7 protein-coding genes are annotated in these 6,528 nt (G+C 63.6%); 4 read left to right on the forward strand and 3 right to left on the reverse strand.

What is annotated here, in order from left to right:
- Positions 1-74: 74 nt before the first annotated feature.
- The 3 genes from F6X61_RS25280 to F6X61_RS25290 all read right to left on the reverse strand — a co-directional run bounded on the left by F6X61_RS25280 (position 75) and on the right by F6X61_RS25290 (position 2,236).
- Positions 75-947, reverse strand: coding sequence for a carboxylate/amino acid/amine transporter (locus F6X61_RS25280; RefSeq protein ID WP_153789050.1), 873 nt, complete (start codon positions 945-947; stop codon positions 75-77).
- 264 nt (positions 948-1,211) lie between these two features.
- Entirely contained in the window at positions 1,212-1,811 is a 600-nt protein-coding gene (locus F6X61_RS25285; RefSeq protein WP_153789051.1) for an FMN-dependent NADH-azoreductase, read from the reverse strand.
- Between the two features lie 110 nt (positions 1,812-1,921).
- Positions 1,922-2,236, reverse strand: a complete 315-nt coding sequence (locus F6X61_RS25290; protein ID WP_153789052.1) for a 3-phosphoglycerate kinase — start codon at positions 2,234-2,236, stop codon at positions 1,922-1,924.
- 50 nt (positions 2,237-2,286) lie between these two features.
- Between F6X61_RS25290 and F6X61_RS25295 the strand changes: the two genes are divergently transcribed.
- The 4 genes from F6X61_RS25295 (at position 2,287) to F6X61_RS25310 (ending at position 6,482) form a co-directional block, all read left to right on the forward strand.
- Positions 2,287-3,210 (forward strand): LysR family transcriptional regulator, encoded by a 924-nt coding sequence (locus F6X61_RS25295; protein ID WP_110995903.1) that lies wholly within the window; start codon positions 2,287-2,289, stop codon positions 3,208-3,210.
- A gap of 13 nt (positions 3,211-3,223) precedes the next feature.
- Positions 3,224-4,036, forward strand: a complete 813-nt coding sequence (locus F6X61_RS25300) for an alpha/beta fold hydrolase (protein ID WP_153789053.1) — start codon at positions 3,224-3,226, stop codon at positions 4,034-4,036.
- A complete protein-coding gene (locus F6X61_RS25305) occupies positions 4,030-4,587 on the forward strand; it encodes a peptidylprolyl isomerase (protein ID WP_125859592.1) in 558 nt (185 codons plus the stop codon). Before F6X61_RS25300 ends, F6X61_RS25305 begins: the two co-directional genes overlap by 7 nt.
- 62 nt (positions 4,588-4,649) lie before the next feature.
- The gene (locus F6X61_RS25310; protein WP_153789054.1) at positions 4,650-6,482 is read left to right on the forward strand and encodes an ABC transporter ATP-binding protein; all 1,833 of its coding nucleotides are present in this window, start codon (positions 4,650-4,652) and stop codon (positions 6,480-6,482) included.
- Positions 6,483-6,528 lie beyond the last annotated feature (46 nt).

Consider the following 6,528-nt stretch of genomic DNA (forward strand, 5'->3'; position numbering starts at 1 on the left):
TGCGGGGCAAGCCCGCTCCCACAAGCACCGTGGGAGCGGGCTTGCCCCGCGACAAGGCCATCAAAGCCTGCCAATCAACGCGATGCTGGCTGCACAGTACGTTGCCCGCCCAACCGGCTCATCCACACCGACAACAAGATGATCGTCCCGCCAACGGCCAACCTGCCCAGCGGTTCGTCCTGGTTCCAGATCAGCAGGTTCAGCAGCAGCCCCACTGGTACATGCAGGTTGTTCATCACCGCCAGGGTGCCGCCGGATACCAGGCAGGCGCCCTTGTTCCACCAGTACAGGCCAAGCGCGGTCGGGCACAGCCCAAGGAACAACAGCACCAGCCACTGGGTGTCGGTGCTCGGCAGGTGCTGGGCGTTGCCGAACAGCAGGAAGGCCGGCAGCACCACCAGCAGCGCGCCGAGGTAGAAATAGCCGAAACGTCGGTAGTGCGGCAGATCGCTCGGGTGGCGCGCCACCAGATGGCGGTACAGCACCTGGCCGGCGGCGTAGGTGAAGTTGGCCAGCTGCAACAGCAAGAAGCCCACGAAGAACTCGCCCGTGACACTGTCGAAACGGATCACCGCCGCGCCGGCCACGGCCACCAGCGCAGCCAGCAGCGCCCACGGGTTGAAGCGCCGGTTCAGGGCGTCCTCGATCAAGGTGACGTGCAGCGGTGTGAGGATGGTGAACAGCAGCACTTCAGGCACGGTCAGCACGCGGAAGCTCAGGTACAGGCACACGTAGGTAATGCCGTACTGCAACGCGCCGATCAACAACATGGAGCGCATGAAACGCGGTTCGACCTGGCGCCAGCGGGTCAATGGCAGGAACACCAACCCGGCCAGCACCACCCGGGCCAGCACGGCAAAGTAGCTGTCGACGTGGCCGGCCAGGTATTCGCCGATCAGGTTGAAAGAGTACGCCTGGATCAGCGCGACGATTATCAGGTAGCCCATGGTGCCCTCTCGTGGATCAAGGCGGCGACCTTAGCGGGTTGGGTCCGGGCAGTTCAACCATGAGGTTTGTAAGGGCTGTGCCGGCCTCTTCGCGGGTAAACCCGCTCCCACAGGATCATGCATAACCTGTGGGAGCGGGTTTACCCGCGAAGAGGCCGGCATAGGTATTTGCTGTGTCCTAGCCATAAAAAAGCCCGGCCGCAATGGCCGGGCAGGTACACCCAAAGGAGCAACAAGGTGTCAGGGTTGGGAATTCGTTGAGCCTCAGGCCACCGCGGCCAGCTTGGCCTTGGCCTGGTTCAGGCCCTTCTCGTGGAACTCGCCGCTCATGTTCAGGCCTTCGGCATGGATGAAGTCCACATCGTGGATGCCGATGAAGGCCATCACCTGGCGCAGGTAAGGTTCCTGGTGATCGCTGCTGGCGCCGGCATGGATGCCGCCACGGGCGGTCAGGACGATGGCGCGTTTGCCGGTCAGCAGGCCTTGCGGGCCGGTCGGGGTGTACTTGAAGGTGATGCCGGCCCGCAGGACGTGGTCGAGCCAGGCCTTGAGGGTGCTGGGGATGGTGAAGTTGTACATCGGCGCCGCCATCACCAGCACGTCGGCTGCCAGCAGTTCGTCGGTCAGCGCGTTGGAGCGGGCCAGGGCCTCCAGCTCAGCGGCGCTGCGCTGCTCTTCAGGCTTCATCCAGCCGCCCAGCAGGTTGGCATCCAGGTGTGGCACCGGGGCCACGGCCAGGTCACGGACCTTGATCTCGTCAGCAGGGTGCGCCGCTTGCCATTGGGCAATGAAATCCTGGGTCAGTTGACGGGAAACGGAATCCTGCTGGCGGGCGCTGCTTTCGATGATCAGTACGCGGGACATGGTTGCCTCCATCGGCGGTAAAGGGTGGCGATTCGATGGAGGTGAGATTAAGGGTTGACCTATCGATAAAAAAGCGTAAAAAGTGGGATCAATCTATCGATGAATCAGTTCTATTCCGCTTTGCAGTCCAGCTGGATGCGCAATTTGAGAATCTCGCGGTTGAATTTCGCCGTTACATCGACGCTCTTGCCCGCCGGCACATTGACCCGGCGCACGCGCGGCGCCTCGGGGCCATTGCGGAACGTGACCTTGCACGCCGCCGGCACCTGCCCATAGTTGTTGAGGTTGATCGAACCGATGTCGTAGGTGGTGTCATAGGCGGTGTAGTCGACCTTGACCCCGTCGGTCTGTTTCTCCACATCGATGGGGTAGGCCATGGCCCCGAGGGGCAGGCACAACAGCAAAGCCGCACAACATTTCTTCATACCGGCGCTCTCCTTGAGAAGAGCGCAGCTTAGGACAACAGGAGCCCTGGATGAAAGCGCCGCGCGTAACCCTGGATCAGTGGCGGACCCTGCAGGCGGTGGTCGATCACGGCGGCTTCGCCCAGGCCGCCGAGGCGCTGCACCGCTCGCAGTCATCGGTGAGCTACACCGTGGCGCGCATGCAGGAGCAACTGGGCGTGCCGCTGCTGCGTATCGACGGGCGCAAGGCCGTGCTGACCGAGGCCGGCAGCGTGCTGCTGCGCCGCTCGCGGCAATTGGTCAAGCAGGCCAGCCAACTGGAAGACCTGGCCCACCACATGGAACAGGGCTGGGAGGCCGAAGTACGCCTGGTGGTGGACGCCGCCTACCCCAGTGCCCGCCTGGTACGCGCCCTCAGTGCGTTCATGCCGCAAAGCCGCGGCTGCCGGGTGCGCCTGCGTGAAGAAGTGTTGTCCGGAGTCGAGGAAGTGCTGCACGAAGGCATCGCCGACCTGGCCATCAGCAGCTTCAACATCGGCGGTTATCTGGGCACCGAGCTCAGCCCGGTGGAGTTCGTCGCCGTCGCCCATCCCGAGCACGCCCTGCACCGCATGGGCCGTGAGATCACCTTCCAGGACCTGGAAAGCCAGCTGCAGGTGGTGATCCGCGACTCCGGCCGCGCCCAACCGCGCGACGTCGGCTGGCTGGGCGCCGAGCAGCGCTGGACGGTGGGCAGCCTGGGCACCGCCACCACCTTCGTCAGCAGCGGCCTGGGCTTTGCCTGGCTGCCCCGGCACATGATCGAGCGCGAGCTGCGCGATGGCGTGCTCAAGCCCCTGCCACTGGATCAGGGTGGCAGCCGCCACCCGCTGTTCTACCTTTATTCGAGCAAGGAAAAGACCTTGGGCCCGGCCACGCAGATCCTCATCGAGTTGCTGCGCAACTTCGACACCGCGCCGCTGGACGTGCCCTTCGCAGCCCCCCCGCAAGCCTGAGAGGACCGCGCCCATGGCCTGTTTCGATCATGACGGATGCCTGCTGCATTACGAGGAACATGGCCAGGGCGAGCCCCTGGTGCTGTTGCACGGGCTGGGCTCGAGCAGCCAGGACTGGGAGCTGCAGGTGCCTGAGTTCAGCCGCCATTACCGGGTCATCCTCATGGACATCCGCGGCCACGGCCAATCCTCCAAGCCACGGCGTGGCTACCGCATCAAGACCTTCAGCGAAGACCTGCTGGCCCTGCTCCAGCACCTTGGCACCGGCCCCGTGCACTTCGTCGGCCTGTCGATGGGCGGCATGGTCGGTTTCCAGTTCGCCGTCGACCACCCCGCCTGGCTGCGCAGCCTGTGCATCGTCAACAGTGCGCCGGAGGTGAAACGCCGCACCCGCAGTGACTGGATCTGGTGGCTCAAGCGCTGGGGCCTGGCGCGTGTGCTCAGTGTCGAAACGGTGGGCAAGGGCCTGGCCGCCAGGCTCTTTCCCAAACCCCAGCAGGCCGAACTGCGGCGCAAGATGGCCGAACGCTGGGCCCGCAACGACAAACGCGCGTATCTGAAAAGCTTCGACGCCATCGTCGACTGGGGCGTGCAGGAACGCATCGGGCAGATCGCCTGTCCTACCCTGGTGATCGCCGCCGACCACGATTACACACCGATACAACTCAAGGAGCGTTACGTCGCCCTGATGCCACAAGCCCGACTGGCGGTCATCGAGGATTCCCGGCACGCTACGCCCCTGGATCAACCCGCAGTCTTCAACCGTACCCTGCTGCCCTTCCTCGCAGCCGCTTCCACCTCTCAAGGATCTTTGAGCCCATGCTGAAAAAACTCCTGCTGACCGCCTGCTCGGTCGCCTTCGCCACCAGCGTCATGGCCTCCGACAAAACGCCACACGTGTTGCTGGACACCAGCTTCGGCCAGGTCGAGATCGAGCTGAATGCTGAAAAAGCGCCAATCAGTACGAAGAATTTCCTGCAGTACGTCGACAGCGGTTTCTATAACAATACGATCTTCCACCGCGTGATCCCGGGCTTCATGGTCCAGGGCGGCGGCTTCACCGACCAGATGGTGCAGAAGAGCACCAAGGACCCGATCCGCAACGAAGCCAGCAATGGCCTGCAAAACACCCGTGGCACCTTGTCCATGGCCCGTACCTCCGACCCGAATTCGGCCACCAGCCAATTCTTCATCAACGTGGCCGACAACGATTTCCTCAACCCCGGGCGTGACCGTGGTTACGCGGTGTTCGGCAAGGTCACCAAGGGCATGGAAGTGGTCGACCAGATCGTCAACTCGCCAACCACCGTCAAGAAAGGCATGCGCGACGTGCCGGCCGACCCGGTGTACATCAAGTCAGCCAAACGCATCGACTGACCGCAGGCTTCACAAGGACGTGAACCGCCTGAGGGTCGGATGGAACAGGAGTTATCTCACCCATGCTGTACCGTCGTTTCGAGCAGTTGATCGACATCTTCCGCGAGGCGCCGAGCGAGGCGCCACCCGGCAAGGTCTGGCCCTTCTACCTCTATTACCTGCGCCAGGTCTGGCCCAGCTTCCTTGCCCTGCTGATCGTCGGCCTGTTCGCCTCGCTGATCGAAGTGGCGATGTTCAGCTACCTGAGCCGGATCATCGACCTGGCCCAGGGCACGCCCAACGCCAACTTCTTCAGCGCGCACAGCGCTGAGCTGATCTGGATGCTGGTGGTCATTCTGCTGCTGCGCCCGCTGTTCTTCGGCCTGCACGACCTGCTGGTGCACCAGACCATCAGCCCGGGCATGACCAGCCTGATCCGCTGGCAGAACCACACCTACGTGCTCAAGCAGAGCCTGAATTTCTTCCAGAGCGACTTCGCCGGGCGCATCGCCCAACGCATCATGCAGACCGGCAACTCCCTGCGCGACTCGGCAGTGCAGGCGGTGGACGCGCTGTGGCACGTGCTGATCTACGCCATCAGCTCGCTGGTACTGTTCGCCGAAGCCGACTGGCGGCTCATGCTGCCGCTGCTGGTATGGATCGCCTGCTACATCGCTGCGCTGTACTACTTCGTGCCCCGGGTGAAAGAGCGCTCAGTGATTTCCTCCGACGCCCGCTCCAAACTTATGGGTCGCATCGTCGACGGCTACACCAACATCGCCACCCTCAAGCTGTTCGCCCACACCGACTACGAACAGCAGTACGCCCGTGAAGCGATCCGCGAGCAGACCGAAAAAACCCAACTGGCCGCGCGGGTCGTCACCAGCATGGACGTCGTCATCACCTCGCTCAACGGCCTGCTGGTGGTCGCCACCACGGGGCTGGCGCTGTGGTTGTGGAGCCAGTCGCTGATCACCGTCGGTGCCATTGCCCTGGCCACGGGCCTGGTGATTCGCATCGTCAACATGTCGGGCTGGATCATGTGGGTGGTCAACGGCATCTTCGAAAACATCGGCATGGTCCAGGACGGCCTGCAGACCATCGCCCAGCCGGTGACGGTCAGCGACCAGCCCGATGCGCCGGCACTGAAGGTCAGCCAGGGCGCGGTCCGTTTCGAGCACGTGGGCTTTCACTATGGCAAGGGCAGCCAGGTCATCGATGCGCTGAACCTGGACATCCGCCCCGGCGAGAAGATCGGCCTGATCGGCCCGTCCGGCGCTGGCAAGTCGACCCTGGTCAACCTGCTGCTGCGTCTGTACGACGTGCAGGCCGGGCGCATCCTCATCGACGGCCAGAACATCGCCGAGGTCAACCAGGCCAGCCTGCGCGCACAGATCGGCATGATTACCCAGGACACCTCGCTGCTGCACCGCTCGATCCGCGACAACCTGCTGTACGGTCGCCCCGATGCCACTGATGAAGAAGTGTGGGAAGCGGTGCGACGGGCGAAAGCCGACGAGTTCATCCCGCAGCTGTCCGACGCCCAGGGCCGCACCGGCTTTGACGCCCATGTCGGCGAGCGCGGGGTCAAGCTCTCCGGCGGCCAGCGCCAGCGCATCGCCATCGCCCGGGTGCTGCTGAAGAACGCACCGATCCTGATCATGGACGAAGCCACGTCGGCGCTGGACTCGGAGGTCGAGGCGGCGATTCAGGAAAGCCTGGAGACGCTGATGCAGGGCAAGACGGTGATCGCCATCGCCCACCGCCTGTCGACCATCGCCCGCATGGACCGCCTGGTGGTGCTGGACAAAGGGCATATCGTCGAAAGCGGCAGCCACAGTGAACTGCTGGCCCAGCACGGGTTGTATGCGCGGCTGTGGCATCACCAGACCGGTGGGTTTGTCGGGGTAGATTGATACAGTAAACAGCGTGGGAAAACAGCGTGGGAGCGGGCTTGCCCCG

This window comes from Pseudomonas sp. EMN2 (assembly GCF_009650555.1).
GTDB classification, from domain to species: Bacteria; Pseudomonadota; Gammaproteobacteria; order Pseudomonadales; family Pseudomonadaceae; genus Aquipseudomonas; species Aquipseudomonas sichuanensis.